Genomic DNA, 15,255 nt, shown 5'->3' with positions numbered 1-15,255 from the left:
GAACGATGCGCCCGGGTTTGCGACCTGCCGGCGCCCGAGGATCATCATGAAGCGTACCTACCAGCCTTCCAAGACCCGTCGTGCCCGCACCCACGGCTTCCTCGTCCGCATGAAGACCCGCGGCGGTCGGCAGGTCATCAAGGCCCGTCGTGCCAAGGGCCGCAAGCGCCTGGCCGTCTGATCTGGCGGCACGCAGGGCCGTGTCGTCCGGTGATCCGGGGTCTCCCGACCTGCGGTCACGCCATGCCAGCCTGAGCGGGGCGCCGGCCTTCCAGGCTGTGCTTGCCACGCGTCCCCGTGCGCGGAGTGCGCATTTCGTGCTCCACCACCAAGCCCCGGCGCCGGTCGTGTCGTCCACCGACTTGTCAACAGCCCCCGGCGCGCAGCGACCGCGGGCTGTGGACGACACCCACCGCATCGGCCTGATCCTGCCGAAGAAGCAGGCCCGCCGGGCGGTGACGCGTAACCTCATCCGCCGCCAGGCCAAGGTCTGCTTTGCCGCCGCCACCGCCCAGCTCCCCCCGGGGGACTGGGTGCTGCGCCTGCGCACGGGCTATGAGCGGACAAGCTTTCCCAGCGCGGCTTCGCAGGCGCTGCGGGACGTCGTCCGTGCCGAGATCCAGGCCTTGTTCGGCGACGCGGCTGCGGGGCGCAAGCGATGAATTCCCCTTCGCTGTCCTGGCCGGCCCGCGCCCTGCGCGGCCTGCTCCAGGCCTATCGCCTGCTGCTCAGCCCCTGGATCGGCAGCGCTTGCCGCTTCACGCCCACCTGCTCTGTCTACGGGCTGGAAGCGATCGAGCGGCACGGCGCGGCCCGCGGCGGCTTGCTGACGGCCCGCAGGCTGCTGCGCTGCCATCCGGCTTGCGCCGGGGGCTGCGATCCGGTGCCCCAGCACCTGGCGCCCGGCTGGTTGCTGCGCCCACACAGCGACCCGCCCTCGTCATCTTCATCGTCTGAAATCACGCCATGACCGATATGCGCCGCACCATCCTCTGGGTGGTCTTCCTGATGTCGCTGGTCCTGCTGTGGGACGCGTGGAATCGCCACACCGGCCAGCCCACCCTCTTCGGCATGCCGACGCCGACGCAGCAAGCGGCCGCTTCGGCTGCGCCGCCGACGGGCAGCTCGGCCGCTGCCGCCGCCCTGCCCACGCCCAGCGCGCTGGGCGTGGAGGCAGGCGCCACCCCGCCGGCCGCCTCGACCGCCGCCAGCACGACGCCGACGGTCACCGTCACCACCGACGCCCTGAAGGTCACGGTCGATCACCGCGGGGCCGACATCGTGCGGGTCGAGCTGCTGGGCTACCACGATGCCCAGAAGCCGGGCCAGAACGCGGTGCTGCTCGACCGCTCGGCCGAGCGTGTCTACCTGGCGCAGACCGGCCTGGTCGGTGAACCCGACCTGCCCACCCACCTCAGCACCTTCCAGCTTGAGCCGGGCCCCACCACGCTCGCTCCGGGAGCCGACGCGCTGGAGCTGGTCTTCACCGCCCAGGGCAGCCAGGGCCTGAAGCTGCGCAAGATCCTGCGCTTCAGCCGCGGCAGTTTTGTCATCGCCGTGCGCCACGAGCTTCAGAACGAGGGCAGCGAGGCCCTGCGTCCGCAGCTTTACCAGCAGCTCGTTCGCGACGGCAACCCGCCCCCCGGCGAGTCGAGCTTCTACCAGACCTTCACCGGCCCGGCCCTCTACACCGAGCTGGACAAGTTCCGGAAGATCGACTTCGAGGACATCGAGAAGGGCCAGGCCGAGCACCCCAAGACCTCGAGCGACGGCTGGATCGCGATGGTCCAGCACTACTTCGCCAGCGCCTGGCTGCATGCCGACAGCAAGCCGCGCGAGTTCTATACCAAGAAGGTCGACACCAACCTCTACGCCCTGGGCCAGATCTTCCCGCTGGGCGAGCTGGCCCCGGGCGCCAGCCTGCGCTTCGACAGCCAGCTCTTCGTCGGCCCGCAGGAAGAGAACAAGCTCGCCGCCCTGGCCCCCGGCCTGGAGCTGGTCAAGGACTACGGCTGGGTCACCATCCTGGCCAAGCCGCTGTTCTGGCTGCTCGACAAGCTGCATGGCCTGATCGGCAACTGGGGCTGGGCCATCGTCGCGCTGGTCGTGCTGCTCAAGGCCGCCTTCTACTGGCTCAATGCCAGCGCCTACCGCTCGATGGCCAAGATGAAGGCCGTCAGCCCGCGGGTGATGGCGATGCGCGAGCGCCTGAAGGACAAGCCGCAGGAAATGCAGCAGGAGATGATGAAGCTCTACCGGGAGGAGAAGGTCAACCCGCTCGGCGGCTGCCTGCCCATCCTGGTCCAGATCCCCGTCTTCATCGCGCTCTACTGGGTGCTGCTGTCCAGCGTCGAGATGCGCGGCGCGCCCTGGATCGGCTGGATCAGCGACCTGTCGATCAAGGACCCGTACTACATCCTGCCGGTGGTGATGACCGCCTCCACCCTGCTGCAGACCTGGCTGAACCCGACCCCGCCGGATCCCATGCAGGCCAAGATGATGTGGATCATGCCGATGATCTTCTCGGTGATGTTCTTCTTCTTCCCGGCGGGCCTGGTGCTCTACTGGATCACCAACAACCTGCTGTCGATCGCGCAGCAGTGGGTCATCAACCGCAAGCTCGGCGTGAACTGAGCCTGCACGGAAGCGCAGCGACGCCCCGCGGCCCCGGCCCCGGGGCGTCGCTGTTTCCGGCCCCGCAGAATCCGCGCATGAACCCCCTGGCCACCCTGGACGACCCCATCCTGGCCCTGGCCACCGCGCCTGGGCGCGGGGCCATCGGCATCGTGCGCATCTCCTCGCCGCAGCCGCTGGAGGGCTTGATCCACGCCCTGTTCGGCCAGGCCCTGCAGCCGCGCCATGCGCATTACCTGCCCTTCCGCGATGCGGCGGGGCAGTTGCTCGACCAGGGCCTGGCCCTGCATTTCCCGGCCCCGCACAGCGCCACGGGCGAGCATGTGCTGGAGCTTCAGGCCCATGGTGGCCCGGTGCTGCTGGACCTGCTGCTGGCACGCTGCCTGGAGACCGCCGCCCCCGCCGAGGGCCCAGCGGCACTGCCCCGGCTGCGCCTGGCCGACCCGGGCGAGTTCACCCGCCGGGCCTGGCTGAACGGCAAGCTGGACCTGACCCAGGCCGAGGCCGTGGCCGACCTGATCGACGCCAGCACCGAGGCCGCAGCCCGCAGTGCCAGCCGTGCGCTGGCCGGCGCCTTCTCGCAGGGCATCGCTGCGCTGCGCGAGCGCCTGATCGAGCTGCGCGCCCTGGTCGAGGCCACGCTCGACTTCCCCGAAGAGGACCTCGACTTTCTCGAACAAGCCCGCGCCCGCCCGCGCCTGGCCGCGCTGGAGGAGGCGCTGGCCGCGCTGCGCGCCCGCGCCCGGCAGGGCGTGCTGCTGCGCGACGGCCTGCGCGTGGTGCTGGCCGGCCAGCCGAACGTCGGCAAGAGCTCGCTGCTGAATGCGCTGGCCGGGGCCGAGCGGGCCATCGTCACGCCGATTCCCGGCACCACGCGCGACAGCATCTCCGAATCGCTGCAAATCGGCGGCCTGCCCCTGCACATCACCGACACCGCCGGCCTGCGCCGCGACGAGGACACGGCTGACGAGGTCGAGCGCCTGGGCATCGCCCGCAGTTGGGCGGCCATCGCCGAAGCCGATGCGGTGATCTTCCTGCGCGACCTGGGCCGCCGCGGCCAGCCCGAGTACGACGCCGCCGATGCGCGCATCGCCGCCGGCTTGGCCGAAGCCGGCGCCCACACGGTGCTGGCGGTCTGGAACAAGGCCGACCTGCTCGACACGCCGCCGCCCGAGGGCGCACTCAGCCTGTCGACCCGCAGCGGCGCCGGCCTGGAGGCCCTGCGCCAGCGCCTGCTGCAGGCCGCCGGCGCCCAGCCGGCCGGGGAGGGCAGCTTCATCGCCCGCGCGCGCCACCTCGATGCCCTGGCCGCCACCGCCGGGCACCTGGCCGCCGCCCGCGCGCTGCTCGACGCGCCCGGGGCGCCGCTGGAACTGCTGGCCGAGGAACTGCGCGCCGCCCACGACGCGCTCGGCGCGATCACCGGCCACACCACGGCTGACGAGCTGCTCGGCGAAATCTTCGGCCGCTTCTGCATCGGCAAGTGATGCCGGTCGGCTGGCCGACAATGCCCCGATGTCCGCCCCCAAGACCCCCCCGCCCGCCGCGCCGGATCCGCGCCCCGAAACCCCGCTCGACGACGCCGAGATCCGCGAGCTGGATGACCTGCTGGCCGCCATCCCTGCGCCGCGCGAGGCGCTGGATGTCGTCATGCTCGACGGCTACCTCTGCGGCGTGCTGGCCCAGCCGGTGCTGCTGCCGCCCGAGGCCTGGCTGCCGCCGGTCTTCGACTGGCGCTTCGGCGAGCCTGGCGAGGACGGCGCCCCGCCCGACCCGAGCAGCCAGGAGCCGCTGGGCCCCGACGCGCCCGGCTGGCATGCGGCCAAGCACGAGCGCCTGGTCGCGCTGATCCTGCGCCACCACGACGCGCTGGAGCGCCAGCTGCGCGAGGACGCCTTCTTCGACCCCCTGGTGATGGAGCCCGAGGGCGAGGACGGCAAGCCGCTGAAGGGCGCCGCCGCCATCGGCCCGGCGCTGGCGCCCTGGGCCGTGGGCTTCGAGCATGCGCTCAACCACTTCCCGATGCTGGAGGAGTTGGGCCATGAGGATTTGCCGGACCTGCTGGACTGCATCCACCGCCACCTGCCCGAGCCCGAGGGCGATCTGCTGGAGGTGGTGAAGGCGCTGGATGCCGAGCATCCGCTGAAGAGCCTGGATGCGGCCATCGAGGACCTGATCGAGAACGTGGTGGCGATCGCCGACATCGCGCGCGGCGAGCGCTTGAAGGTCGACACCGTGCGCCGCAGCGAGCCCAAGGTGGGCCGCAACGACCCCTGCCCCTGCGGCAGCGGCCGCAAGTTCAAGCAGTGCCACGGCCGTTGAGCCCGGCCGCCGCCGGCTGAGGGCCGCCGCGCCATGCGCCTGCAGATCCTGTCCGACCTGCACCTGGAAACCGAGGACTTCACGCCCGTGCCCGCGCCGGGCGCGGAGGCTCTGCTGCTGGCCGGCGACATCGACGCCGGCTGGGAGGGCTACCGCAAGTTCGCGGGCTGGCCGGTGCCGGTCTATGCGATTGCCGGCAACCATGAGTTCGACCAGCGCGAGTGGAACGAGGCCTGGCCCGCGCTGCGCGCGCACCTGCAGGGCCTGGGCATCCGGCTGCTAGAAAAGGAGGCCGTGCTGCTGCAAGGCGCCGACGGCCGTCGCCACCGCCTGCTGGCCTGCACCCGCTGGTGCGACTTCGACCTCTTCGGCCCCTCGCGCCGCGACAAGGCCCTGCGCGCCGCGCGCTACTTCGTCGACGTGATGCGCAGCACGCGCAACGGCCTGCCCTTCGACGCGGCGGCCGTGCGCGAGGAGGCGCTCGACAGCCGCGCCTGGCTGGCCGCCGCGCTGCGCCAGGCGCCGCCGCCCGACCCGGCCGACCCCGGCCACTGGCACAGCACGGTGGTGATGACGCATTTCGCCCCCAGCCTGAGGAGCGCCGACCCGCGCTACGGCGCGCAACCCGCCACCGCCAGCTTCTGCAATGCCGACGATGCCCTGCTGCCGGCCGCGGCGGTGTGGATACACGGCCACTTGCACTGCCGCCACGACTACACCGTCGTGCACGAGGGCGGCGGCCAGACCCGCGTCGTCTGCCTGGCCCGCGGCCACAGCCGGCGCGGCGAGGCCGAGGGCCACGATCCGCTGGCCTGCCTCAGCCTTTGAGGCCTGCATCCGCCGCCGGCAGCTTCCCGTAGACCCACCTGGACCTTCGCGAGCCGCATGCGATCCGCCTCCCGCCCGTCCCCCCGCACCCGAAAGCCCCGCTGATGGCCACCGCCGCCCCGGACGATTTCGACCATGCCGCAGCCCTTGAAGCCTGCGCCCGCGGCGAGCGCTTTGCGCTGCGCCAGATCTATGAACGCGAGTCGCGCTGGCTGCTCGGCGTGGCGCTGCGCATCGTGCGCGACCGCGACACCGCGCATGACGTGCTGCAAGACGCCTTCCTGCAGATCTGGCAGCGCGCCGGCAGCTACCAGCGCTCGCTGGGCTCGGCGCGCGGCTGGATCTACACGGTGGTGCGCCACCGCGCGCTGGACGTGCAGCGCAAGGCCGGCCGCGAGATCAGCGTCGGCGATGCCGTCGAGGACCTGGCCGATGCCCTGCCCATCCTGCACGACGAGCCCCCCGAGCGCCTGCCGGGCGAGCTGCGCGCGCTCGAGCGCTGCCTGGCCGGGCTGGAGGCCAAGCGCCGCGAGTGCATCGTCCGGGCCTTCGTCGAAGGCCACACCCATGAACAGATCGCCCTGCAACTGGCCACGCCGGTGGGGACGGTCAAAAGCTGGATCCGCCGCGGTCTGGTTTCGCTGAAGGAATGCCTGTCATGAACCTCACCGATCGAGACGAGCGCACGGCCTCGGCCGGCGAATACGTGCTCGGCACCCTGTCGGCCGAGGAGCGCCAGGCCTTCGAGGCCGCCCTGGTCAACGATGCCGGCCTTCAGGCCGAGACCGCCTACTGGCAGGACCGCCTGCTGCCCCTGGCCCATCACGTCGGCACGGCCGCCCCGGCGGCTGGCCTGTGGTCGCGCATCGAGGCGCGGCTGCCGGCATCGAGAGCGCGTGACGAGGTCGATGGTCTGGCCGTGGAGGCTGCCAACGACAGCCTGTGGCGCCGGCTTCGCGTCTGGCAGGGCGTGAGCGCCCTGGCCACCGCCGCGGCGCTGGTGATGGGCGTGATGCTGAGCGAGCAGGTCGAGCGGGATGCACGCGGCGCCGTCGCGCCGCGTTACCTGGCTGTGCTGGAGGCGCCGGACGACAAGCGCAATGGCTGGCTGGTCGAGGCCACGGCCGGGGGCCGCTTGCGCCTGGTGCCCATCGTGCCGCCCGAGGCGGTGCCGGCCGGCAAGGCCTTGCAGTTCTGGACCAAGGCCGAGGGCGCGGCGGGCCCGACCTCGCTGGGCTTGGTGCAGCCCGGCCAGGTGGTCGAGCTGCCGGTCGAGCGCATGCCCACCCTGGGCGCGCGCCAGCTCTTCGAGCTGACGCTGGAGCCCGAGGCCGGTTCGCCGATCGGCAGGCCGACCGGACCCATCCTCTACCTTGGCCGCACCGTGCAGCTTTGAGGCTGGGACGCTCCGCCGGCCCTCAGGGCTGGCGGAGCGCCAGGTCAAGCGCCAGGCCGGCGAACAGGCTGGCGCCGACCCAGTGGTTGGCGCGGAAGGCCGCGAAGCAGCCCTCGCGCGTGCGCTCGCGGATCAGGCGGAAATGCCAGCCCACCTGGGCCAGGGCCGCCGCCCAGCCCGCCGCATAGGCCGCCCCCAGGCCAAGCCAGGCGCCCACGCCGCCCCACAGGGCCAGGAAGAGGGCGTAGAAGCCCATCACCGCCGCCACATCGGCCCGGCCCAGGGTGAGGGCCGAGGTGCGGATGCCGATCTTCAGGTCGTCGTCGCGGTCGACCATGGCGTACTCGGTGTCGTAGGCCAGCACCCAGGCCAGGTTGCCGGTCCAAAGCACCCAGCCCCAGGCCGGCATCAGCGACCACCAGGGGCCCGCGTCAGGCCGGCCGCCGTGCACGGCCGCAAAGGCCATCGGCATGCCGAGGCTGAAGGCCACGCCCAGCACGGCCTGCGGCATGGCGACAAGGCGCTTGGCAAAGGGATAGGCCACCGTCACGGCCAGGGCGACGAAGGACCAGGCCACCGCGGCGGGCGTCGTCGTCAGCACCAGGGCGAAGGCCAGCAGGGCCAGGCCGGCCCCCAGGGCCAGGGCTTCTTTCACCGACACCCTGCCGCTGGTCACCGGCCGCTGCGCGGTGCGCTTCACATGGCGGTCGAAGTCGCGATCGGCCACATCGTTCACGCAGCAGCCGGCGCTGCGCATCAGCACCGTGCCCGCGACGAAGACCCCGAACAGATGCCAGCCCGGCCAGCCGCCCGCCGCCAGCCACAGCGCGGCCAGGGTTGGCCACAGCAGCAGCAGCCAGCCGGCGGGGCGGTTCCAGCGGATCAGGTCCAGCCACAGCGCCAGCCGGGCCGAAAGGCGGGTCCGCATCCGCGCTCAGGCCTGCGGCGGGTAGCCGGCGGCCGTCAGCGCGGCCCGCAGGGCGGCTGGATCGGCGGTGGTCGCGATGACCACTTGCTTGGTGGACGGGTCGGCCTGCACGCGGGCCTGTGGGTCCAGCGCCTGCGCGGCTTCGGTCACGCTGCGGACACAGTGGCCGCAGCTCAGGTCGGGGATCAGCAGATGCAGGGTGGGCATGGCGGGGTCGCTCGAGAGGAAACGCTGCCATCATCGCCGAGGCACACGTCTCGTGCGGTGCTTGCGCCTCGCGGGGTGCACGGGCGGCGTTGGCATCGCGATTGCGCGCACCCTGGGCGCGGCATTTGCTCGTGAGATGCGGTCGATACGCCAGCGCACGGTGGCTCTTGAGAGCGCGTTGCGTTCAGGCACCACGACACGAAAAGCAAGGCTTAGGTGGGCTAATTGAGCCTTGTGTCACCAGCGCTTCCGCATGATTGCTGCGCAAGTGCAGTGCAGAATGTCGTGGCGGTAGACTTGGACTGTTGCCTGCTGCATCGAGATCCCATCGTGCTTTATCGGGTGGGCAGCCCGTCAATCGATAAAGCTCCCCTTGATCAAGCGTGCAATGGCCGGATTCGGTAGGTTTTTCAGCAAACGGCGCAGCAATGAGAGTTCGGCCGGTTCACCGGCTGACGGGCTGTCCGTGTGGCAGCGCTGGTCCCGCGAGGGAGAGCTCTCAGCACCACCAGCGCTCGTGCCGTCCGCCGACTACCTGCGCGTCGTGGCCGCCATCGGTATTGTGGTCTACCACGCAGTCGGAGAACCGGCTGAATACATCGGTTCAACCGCCTTGGGCATATTCCTGCTGCTGTCCTTCCAGCAACTCGCCCAGCCGATTTCCCTGAAAGTTTTTCTGCTGCGCCGCAGCCTGCGGCTGGTGCTGCCTTGGGTGGGTTGGTGGTTTATCTACGCCGCCGCTCGCGTATGGATGGAGCGGGGCTTCGATCGGCTGCTGTCGCGCGATTCGATCTGGGCGGTTCTGGACTGGCCGGCACTCCACCTGTGGTACTTGCCTTTCATCGTGGTCACCACCGCGGCGATGCTCTCCATCCGGCCCTTCGTCCGCAAGGTGCCCCTGGGTTGGCGCTGGGGCATCGGCGGCTTGGTGGGCCTGCTTCTGATGACGATGGTGCCGCTGGCCGCAAGCATCGTGCCTTCCAAGCCCATCCTGGTCTACTCCGTGCCGTCGGCTGGCTTTGGCCTCGCCTACTCCTATGCCCTGCGCTACAAGGGCGAGGGGCGCCGGCGCCGCTTCATCGCGGTGTCGGTGGCGATGGCGATCTCGGCCTTGATCGCCTGGTGGGCCGGGCTGGCCGATCATGTGGCAGTGGCCTACCTGCTGGGCGCCGTGATCATCCTCTTCTGCACCGTGCCGATGCAGCGCTCGGTCTGGGTCATGCGGCTTTCGGTCCTGACGCTGGGCGTCTACCTGGCCCACCCGCTGTGCTTCCGCGTGGCCGACAAGTTCTCGGTCTACTTCGGCCTTACGCCTGACGTCACCCTGCTCGTTCGGATCCTCGGTGGGCTGTTCGGCGCGGCGCTGCTGACCTATCTGATGCGCCGCACGCCCTACCTGCGGGCCATCGTGTGAATCATCGGCCTGGCCCCCGCAGCGGCAGCACGCTGCGGCCGGCGCGCCCGGGCCTCACTCGATCGTCAGGCTGACGATCCAGCGCGCGCCGTCCGGGATCGCGTGACGCTCGGCCGGCGCATAGGGCGGCTTGTTCAGATCGTTCGGCGGGGCGCCGATGGCATTCAGATCGACCGCCTTGGGCAGGCCCACCAAGGCCTTGCCGGTGTCCTTGAACTCGAAGTAGAGGCCGTTCCAGAGCTTGGCGCCGAAATCCGCCGGGGTCTTGAAGAAGAACAGCAGGTTGTGCTCCAGCCAGGCCAACTGGCCAGGGCGCACCTGGCCCGGATGGCGGTAGGGGTAGGGCACGTAGCAACTGATTTCCTTGGGGCCGGGCAGGCACTTGAACTCGCGCATCGAGAGGAAGTGGTCGCTCAGCGCCTCATGCTTCATCTCGACCTTGAAGCCCACCGCCCCGTCGGCTGCCGGGCTGAACAGCACCGAGCCCAGCTCGATCTTGCCGCCGTCCGCGGTGTGGGCCGACAGCGTCTTGCGGCCGGACAGCTCCAGGGCCTGGGCCGTCGGGCCCAGGAGTAGGCCGCTGCCCAGCAGCAGGGCGGCGGCGAAGGGGGGCAGGGAGGGCATGGGGTTCTCCGGTCGGATGAGGGGGGCGGCCAGGCGCGCGCGTAAAAGTGGGTCGGCGCAGGGCGCCCGGGCTTACGCCTGCGCGGCGGGCCGGCCGAGCTCCTCGGCCCGCGCCGCCGCGGCTTGCACGGCGCGGACGATGGTCTCCGGCAGGCCGCCGGCGCGCATCACCTCCAGCGCGGCAAAGGTGGTGCCGCCCTTGGAGGTGACGCGCTCGCGCAGCACGGCCGGCGGCTCGTCCGATTGCGCGGCCAGGGCCGTCGCGCCGGCCAGGGTCTGCAGGGCCAGGCTGCGGGCCTGCGCGGCGCTCAGGCCGACGGCCTCGCCGCCGGCGATCAGCGCCTCCAGCACGAGGAAGACATAGGCCGGGCCGGAGCCGCTGAGGGCGGTGACCGCATCGAGCTGCGCTTCCTGCGCCACCCACAGCGTCTGCCCGGTCGGCGCCAGCAGCGCCTCGATGCCGGCGCGCTCGGCCGCACTCACCGCCGGCCGCGCATACAACCCGGCCATGCCCTGGCCGATCAGCGCCGGCGTGTTCGGCATCGCCCGCACCACGCGCTCGCTGCCGGTGGCGGCGACCAGGGTCTCGCTTCGGATGCCGGCCATCACGCTGAGCTGCAGCGCGCCGGCCACCAGCGCGCGGCAGGGCGCGGCGGCCTCGGCAAAGACCTGGGGCTTGACCGCCCAGACCACGGTTTGCGCTGCCGCCAGCGCCGGGCTGGGTGCGGCTAGGGCCTGCAGGCCGTGCTCCGCGGCCAGGCGCTCGCGCTGCGGCGCATGCGGCTCGATGACGACCAGGGCCTCGGCCGGATGGCCCTGGCGGCGCAGGCCGCCGATCAGCGCGCTGGCCATGTTGCCGCCGCCGATGAAGGCGATGGTTGGGAAGGAGGAAGAGGACATGGCGCGGCTCGGGCACGGAGGGGCGGAAGGCTGCGAGTCTAGGCAGCTCGCGCGCCGAACAGGGCGGTGCCGATGCGCAGCATCGTCGCGCCCTCCAGCACGGCGGCTTCCAGGTCGGCGCTCATGCCCATCGAGAGGGTGTCCAGCGGCAGGCCCGCGTCGCGCAGTTGCTCGAAGAGCGCGCGCAGCCGCGCATGCGGCAGGCGCTGCGCGGCCAGGCCCTCGACCGGCTCGGGGATGCTCATCAGGCCGCGCAGTCGCAGCCGCGGCAGGGCGGCGACGGCATGGGCCAGGGCCGGCAGCTCGGCCGGCGCGATGCCGCTCTTGCTCGCCTCGCCGCTGACATTGACCTGCAGGCAGACATCCAGCGGCGGCAGGCCGGGCGGGCGCTGGGCCGACAGGCGCTCGGCGATCTTCAGCCGGTCGATGCTGTGGACCCAGTCGAAGGCCTCGGCCACGACGCGGGTCTTGTTGCTCTGCAGCGGGCCGATCAGATGCCATTGCAGGTGCTCGCGATGGGCGATCAGCGCGTCGATCTTGTCGAGCGCCTCTTGCACATAGTTCTCGCCGAAGGCCTGCTGGCCGGCGGCGAGCGCGGCGGCCACGGCCTCGGCGGGCTGGGTCTTGCTGACGGCCAGCAGCGTGACGCTGTCCTCGGGCCGGCCGGCTTGCCGGCAGGCGGCGGCGATGCGGTCCTTCAGTTCTTGTCGCTTGCGGTCGATCACGGTACGGTGCCTGGGAAGAAGGGGTCGACAGGGGTCGGCGCCGAGCAGCCGGGACCATGAACCATGGACATCACCCAACTGCTGGCCTTCGCGGTCAGGAACAAGGCTTCGGACCTGCACCTGTCGGCGGGGCTGCCGCCGATGATCCGCGTGCACGGGGACGTGCGCCGGATCAGCATGGACGCGCTGGATGCGAAGGCCGTCCATGCGATGGTCTACGACATCATGAACGATGCCCAGCGCAAGGTCTTCGAGGAGCGGCTGGAGATCGACTTCTCCTTCGAGCTGCAGGGCCTGGCGCGCTTCCGCGTGAATGCCTACAACCAGCAGCGCGGCCCGGGCGCGGTGCTGCGCACCATCCCCAGCACGCTGCTGACGCTGGAGCAGTTGAGCGCGCCGCGCATCTTCGGCGAGCTGGCCCTGAAGCCGCGCGGCCTGGTGCTGGTGACCGGCCCGACCGGTTCGGGCAAGAGCACCACGCTGGCGGCCATGGTCAACCACCTGAACGAGCAGGAGCATGGCCACATCCTGACGGTGGAGGACCCGATCGAGTTCGTGCACGAGAGCAAGCAGTGCCTGGTCAACCAGCGCGAAGTCGGCGCGCACACGCAAAGCTTCGCGAATGCGCTGCGCTCGGCGCTGCGCGAGGACCCGGACGCCATCCTGGTCGGCGAGATGCGCGACCTGGAGACCATCCGCCTGGCCCTGACCGCGGCCGAGACCGGCCACCTCGTCTTCGGCACCCTGCACACCAGCAGCGCGGCCAAGACGGTGGACCGCATCGTCGATGTCTTCCCCGCGGCGGAGAAGGACATGGTGCGCACCATGCTGTCGGAATCGCTGGTCGCGGTGATCTCGCAGACGCTGTGCAAGACGCTCGACGGCCAGGGCCGCGTGGCGGCGCACGAGATCATGCTCGGCACCCCGGCGATCCGGAACCTGATCCGCGAGAACAAGATCGCCCAGATGTACAGCGCCATGCAGACCGGCGCGGGCCAGGGCATGGTCACGCTCGACCAGGCCCTGGCCGACCTGGTGCGGCGCAAGCAGATCAGCCTGCCCGAGGCGCGCAGCAAGGCCCGCTCGCCCGAGAGCTTTCCGCTGTGAGCCGCTGCCTCGCCTGACCCCGGGAGCCCCGCGATGGAACGTGATGCCGCCGCCCAGTTCATCGCCGAGCTGCTGCGCTTGCTGGTCGCGCGCAAGGGCTCGGACCTGTTCCTGACCGCCGACTTCCCGCCCGCGATGAAGATCGACGGCGTGATGACCAAGGTCTCGGCCCAGCCGCTGAGCGGCCAGCACACCCTGGCCCTGGCCCGCGCGGTGATGAACGACCGCCAGGCCGCCGAATTCGAGAAGACCAAGGAGTGCAATTTCGCGATCGCGCCCAAGGACATCGGCCGCTTCCGCGCCAATGCCTTCCTGCAGCAGGGCCAGGTCGGCCTGGTGCTGCGCACCATCCCCAGCACGCTGCCGACGCTTGACGGCCTGGGCCTGCCGCCGGTGCTCAAGGACATCACGCTCAGCAAGCGCGGCCTGGTGATCGTGGTCGGCGCGACCGGCTCGGGCAAGAGCACGACGCTGGCGGCCATGGTCGACCACCGCAACACCCACAGCCACGGCCACATCGTGACGGTGGAGGACCCGATCGAGTTCGTGCATCCGCACAAGAACTGCATCGTCACCCAGCGCGAGGTCGGCCTCGACACCGACAGCTGGGAGGCCGCGCTGAAGAACACCCTGCGCCAGGCGCCCGACGTGATCCTGATGGGCGAGATCCGCGACCGCGAGACCATGGACCATGCCATCGCCTTCGCCGAGACCGGCCACCTCTGCATGGCCACCCTGCATGCCAACAGCGCCAACCAGGCCTTGGACCGGGTGCTGAACTTCTTCCCGCAGGAGCGCCATGCGCAACTGCTGATGGACCTGTCGCTGAACCTGCGCGCCATGGTCTCGCAGCGCCTGCTGCCGCGCGCCGGCGGCGGCCGGGCGGCGGCGGTGGAGATCCTGCTGAACACGCCGCTGGCGGCCGACCTGATCTTCAAGGGCGAGGTGGCCGCGCTGAAGGAGCTGATGAAACGCTCGCGCGAGGCCGGCATGCAGACCTTCGACCAGGCCCTGTTCGACCTGCACGAGGCGCAGCAGATCAGCTACGAGGATGCGCTGCGCCACGCCGACTCGCTCAACGACCTGCGGCTGCAGATCAAGCTGCACAGCGGGCAGGCGCGCAATCCCGACCTGGCCGCAGGCACCGAGCACCTGACGATCATGTAAGGTCCGAGGCCCTGCCTCCTGCCTGACGATCGATCATGAGCTTCCCGCTTGCCGCCGCCAAGACCTACGACGCCACCCCCGCCCGCCGGGTCGCCTTTCTCGGCCTGGGCGTGATGGGCCATCCCATGGCCGGCCACCTGGCCCGTGCGGGCCACGCGGTCACCGTCTACAACCGCACCGCGGCCAAGGCGGCCGAATGGGTGGCGGCCTACGGCGGCGCGAGCGCGGCCACGCCGCGCGAAGCGGCGGCCGGGGCCGACATCGTCTTCGCCTGCGTCGGCAACGATGCGGACCTGCGCGAGGTGACGCTCGGCGAGCACGGCGCCTTCCACGGCATGGCGCCGGGCGCGGTCTTCGTCGACCACACCACCGCCTCGGCCGACATCGCCCGCGAGCTGGACGCCGCGGCCACGGCGCGCGGCCTGGGCTTCGTCGATGCGCCGGTCTCGGGCGGCAACCTCGGCGCGCTCAATGGCGCGCTCACCGTGATGTGCGGCGGCGCGCCCGAAGTCTTCGCCCGCATCCAGCCGGTGGCCATGGCCTTCGCCAAGGCCGTGACCCTGCTCGGCCCGGCCGGCTCGGGCCAGCTCGCCAAGATGGTCAACCAGATCGCGATTGCCGGCCTGGTGCAGGGCCTGGCCGAGGCGATCGCCTTCGGCGAGAAGGCCGGCCTGGACATGAAGGCCGTGCTCGGCGTGATCGGCAAGGGTGCCGCGCAGAGCTGGCAGATGGACAACCGCGGTCCGACCATGGTCGAGGGCCGCTTCGACTTCGGCTTCGCCGTCGACTGGATGCGCAAGGACCTGGGCCTCGTGCTGGACGAGGCCCGCCGCCAGGGCGTGCGCCTGCCGGTCACGGCCCTGGTCGACCAGTTCTATGGCGATGTGCAGGCCCAGGGCGGCGGCCGCCAGGACACCTCCAGCCTGATCCGGCGCCTGCGCTGAAGGGCCAAGGGCCCGCCGAGGCGGGCCCTTGCGAGGCGCTGCTGGCGCGGCAGGCCGCG

Annotated in this window: 18 protein-coding genes; 13 read left to right on the top strand and 5 right to left on the bottom strand. The window is 71.2% G+C overall.

Translation table 11 applies throughout. From position 1 onward, the window contains the following. The first annotated feature begins 46 nt into the window (after positions 1-46). The 9 genes from rpmH to JI742_RS01635 all read left to right on the top strand — a co-directional run bounded on the left by rpmH (position 47) and on the right by JI742_RS01635 (position 7,180). Entirely contained in the window at positions 47-181 is a 135-nt protein-coding gene (gene rpmH, locus JI742_RS01675) for a 50S ribosomal protein L34 (RefSeq protein ID WP_182665448.1), read from the top strand. After that, on the top strand, positions 150-662 hold the full coding sequence (rnpA, locus tag JI742_RS01670) for a ribonuclease P protein component (protein ID WP_350309616.1): 513 nt from the start codon (positions 150-152) through the stop codon (positions 660-662). Before rpmH ends, rnpA begins: the two co-directional genes overlap by 32 nt. Beyond that, positions 659-970: a membrane protein insertion efficiency factor YidD gene (yidD, locus tag JI742_RS01665; protein WP_201823386.1), complete on the top strand. Its 312-nt coding sequence runs from the start codon at positions 659-661 to the stop codon at positions 968-970. Before rnpA ends, yidD begins: the two co-directional genes overlap by 4 nt. Continuing rightward, positions 967-2,634: a membrane protein insertase YidC gene (gene yidC, locus JI742_RS01660; RefSeq protein WP_201823385.1), complete on the top strand. Its 1,668-nt coding sequence runs from the start codon at positions 967-969 to the stop codon at positions 2,632-2,634. The genes yidD and yidC overlap by 4 nt, the downstream gene beginning before the upstream one ends. 77 nt (positions 2,635-2,711) lie before the next feature. Continuing rightward, positions 2,712-4,121, top strand: a complete 1,410-nt coding sequence (mnmE, locus tag JI742_RS01655) for a tRNA uridine-5-carboxymethylaminomethyl(34) synthesis GTPase MnmE (RefSeq protein WP_201823384.1) — start codon at positions 2,712-2,714, stop codon at positions 4,119-4,121. A 28-nt stretch (positions 4,122-4,149) separates the two neighbouring features. Next, the gene (locus tag JI742_RS01650; protein WP_201823383.1) at positions 4,150-4,956 is read left to right on the top strand and encodes a UPF0149 family protein; all 807 of its coding nucleotides are present in this window, start codon (positions 4,150-4,152) and stop codon (positions 4,954-4,956) included. A 33-nt stretch (positions 4,957-4,989) separates the two neighbouring features. Then, the gene (locus JI742_RS01645; protein WP_201823382.1) at positions 4,990-5,784 is read left to right on the top strand and encodes a metallophosphoesterase; all 795 of its coding nucleotides are present in this window, start codon (positions 4,990-4,992) and stop codon (positions 5,782-5,784) included. A 104-nt stretch (positions 5,785-5,888) separates the two neighbouring features. Then, positions 5,889-6,446, top strand: a complete 558-nt coding sequence (locus tag JI742_RS01640) for a sigma-70 family RNA polymerase sigma factor (protein ID WP_201823380.1) — start codon at positions 5,889-5,891, stop codon at positions 6,444-6,446. Continuing rightward, complete coding sequence (locus JI742_RS01635; RefSeq protein ID WP_236676736.1) at positions 6,443-7,180, top strand: anti-sigma factor; 738 nt, start codon at positions 6,443-6,445, stop codon at positions 7,178-7,180. Before JI742_RS01640 ends, JI742_RS01635 begins: the two co-directional genes overlap by 4 nt. Before the next feature lie 22 nt (positions 7,181-7,202). On the opposite strand, the gene ubiA is transcribed toward JI742_RS01635, so the two are convergent. Together ubiA and JI742_RS01625 are read right to left on the bottom strand one after the other, a co-directional pair. Beyond that, on the bottom strand, positions 7,203-8,108 hold the full coding sequence (gene ubiA / locus JI742_RS01630; RefSeq protein ID WP_201823376.1) for a 4-hydroxybenzoate octaprenyltransferase: 906 nt from the start codon (positions 8,106-8,108) through the stop codon (positions 7,203-7,205). Positions 8,109-8,114: 6 nt separating this feature from the next. After that, on the bottom strand, positions 8,115-8,315 hold the full coding sequence (locus tag JI742_RS01625; protein ID WP_201823373.1) for a heavy-metal-associated domain-containing protein: 201 nt from the start codon (positions 8,313-8,315) through the stop codon (positions 8,115-8,117). A gap of 373 nt (positions 8,316-8,688) precedes the next feature. Between JI742_RS01625 and JI742_RS01620 the strand changes: the two genes are divergently transcribed. Further along, complete coding sequence (locus tag JI742_RS01620) at positions 8,689-9,729, top strand: acyltransferase family protein (RefSeq protein WP_201823371.1); 1,041 nt, start codon at positions 8,689-8,691, stop codon at positions 9,727-9,729. 54 nt (positions 9,730-9,783) lie between these two features. On the opposite strand, the gene JI742_RS01615 is transcribed toward JI742_RS01620, so the two are convergent. The 3 genes from JI742_RS01615 to JI742_RS01605 form a co-directional block, all read right to left on the bottom strand. Next, a complete protein-coding gene (locus tag JI742_RS01615) occupies positions 9,784-10,353 on the bottom strand; it encodes a hypothetical protein (protein ID WP_201823369.1) in 570 nt (189 codons plus the stop codon). Positions 10,354-10,425: 72 nt separating this feature from the next. Further along, positions 10,426-11,253 (bottom strand): pyrroline-5-carboxylate reductase, encoded by an 828-nt coding sequence (gene proC, locus JI742_RS01610; RefSeq protein WP_201823367.1) that lies wholly within the window; start codon positions 11,251-11,253, stop codon positions 10,426-10,428. A 38-nt stretch (positions 11,254-11,291) separates the two neighbouring features. Further along, positions 11,292-11,978: a YggS family pyridoxal phosphate-dependent enzyme gene (locus JI742_RS01605; RefSeq protein WP_201823365.1), complete on the bottom strand. Its 687-nt coding sequence runs from the start codon at positions 11,976-11,978 to the stop codon at positions 11,292-11,294. A 63-nt stretch (positions 11,979-12,041) separates the two neighbouring features. Here JI742_RS01605 and JI742_RS01600 point away from each other — a divergent pair, with 63 nt between their 5' ends. The 3 genes from JI742_RS01600 to JI742_RS01590 are packed head-to-tail and all read left to right on the top strand — an operon-like array spanning position 12,042 to position 15,196. Further along, positions 12,042-13,085 carry a type IV pilus twitching motility protein PilT gene (locus JI742_RS01600; RefSeq protein WP_201823363.1) on the top strand — a complete coding sequence of 348 codons (1,044 nt, stop codon included), beginning with the start codon at positions 12,042-12,044 and terminating at the stop codon, positions 13,083-13,085. Positions 13,086-13,118: 33 nt separating this feature from the next. Further along, the gene (locus tag JI742_RS01595; protein WP_201823360.1) at positions 13,119-14,252 is read left to right on the top strand and encodes a PilT/PilU family type 4a pilus ATPase; all 1,134 of its coding nucleotides are present in this window, start codon (positions 13,119-13,121) and stop codon (positions 14,250-14,252) included. Between the two features lie 35 nt (positions 14,253-14,287). Continuing rightward, complete coding sequence (locus tag JI742_RS01590) at positions 14,288-15,196, top strand: NAD(P)-dependent oxidoreductase (RefSeq protein ID WP_201823357.1); 909 nt, start codon at positions 14,288-14,290, stop codon at positions 15,194-15,196. The last annotated feature ends 59 nt before the right edge of the window (positions 15,197-15,255 follow it).

This window comes from Piscinibacter lacus (genome assembly GCF_016735685.1).
GTDB lineage: Bacteria > Pseudomonadota > Gammaproteobacteria > Burkholderiales > Burkholderiaceae_C > Aquariibacter > Aquariibacter lacus.
Note: the sequence above shows the minus strand (reverse complement) of the source record. Positions and strands in the feature narration are given on the sequence as shown.